This is a genomic window from Burkholderia sp. BCC1638 (assembly GCF_902833195.1).
Lineage (GTDB): Bacteria > Pseudomonadota > Gammaproteobacteria > Burkholderiales > Burkholderiaceae > Burkholderia > Burkholderia diffusa.
Window position 1 is genome coordinate 1 of the sequence record NZ_CADFEC010000090.1, and the last position, 780, is coordinate 780.

The 780-nt window shown below is 56.4% G+C and carries 2 protein-coding genes; both read right to left on the reverse strand.

What is annotated here, in order from left to right; genetic code table 11:
* Positions 1 to 58: 58 nt before the first annotated feature.
* Positions 59 to 445, reverse strand: a complete 387-nt coding sequence (locus tag HWX22_RS31300; RefSeq protein WP_175916996.1) for an ESPR-type extended signal peptide-containing protein — start codon at positions 443 to 445, stop codon at positions 59 to 61.
* A gap of 123 nt (positions 446 to 568) precedes the next feature.
* Positions 569 to 780: hypothetical protein (locus tag HWX22_RS31845; RefSeq protein WP_208456505.1), on the reverse strand; the 212-nt coding region annotated here is incomplete at its 5' end.

Sequence of the window (780 nt, forward strand, 5' to 3'; positions counted from 1 at the left end):
GAAAAAGAGCGGCAAAACCAGCAGGTAACGAAGAGTTATCCACACCGGAATAGATGTACTACGCTGTCTCGGGGTGGGTCAGATTTAGATGAAATCGGTGGGTTAAGACTCGGTGGAAATCAACATTCAGCGACACGCCCGCGCCGCTCGGCTTGGTAATGTTGACTTGCTGAAGACCGTTTTGCGTCTGGATGACTGACGGTGCATTCGCGCCGGCACCCACCACCTGTGCATTGACCCACATCGGCGCAACCCCGGAGACGATCAGCGCCGCGAACGCTGCGTGACGCAGCGCGAATTGCGCCACCGCAAGCCGCAAACTATCTCCAGCGCCCCGGACGGTTTCCCCACTGCTCGCCTTGCCCGACGAACTGGCAGTCTCTTCGACTGCGATCAACATACCCCGGATGCGGCTGAATACCAGACGATATTGGTTCTTATTCATGGATGCGGCAGACGCTCCTTTCGAACGTCGAACGAGTAGATACGGAACGTTTCACGCAAGCGCGGAAATGCTCACCAGCCGAAACCAATGCTGCCGAGCTTTCGCGATTCTTTTTCGTTCGTGTTAGCGTGCGGAATGATGGTCTCTCACGCCGTAAACTACCGAAATAGTTGCCAACACAGTGTCAGAGATTGCAAGGAATGCCGCGCCAGCGCTTTCCAATGGAACAGGAGCCTGGACGAGGGTCTGCACTGGCTCTTGCGTAGCGCTTTCGGCGCGTTTCCAATGCAAAAGAGCCTGTTGTTGGCCCGACACGCGCGAGTTGACCGACACCG

Excerpts from the sequence above, each read along its gene's own strand:
- HWX22_RS31300 (WP_175916996.1), bottom strand. The coding sequence starts at position 445 with ATGAATAAGAACCAATATCGTCTGGTATTCAGCCGCATCCGGGGTATG.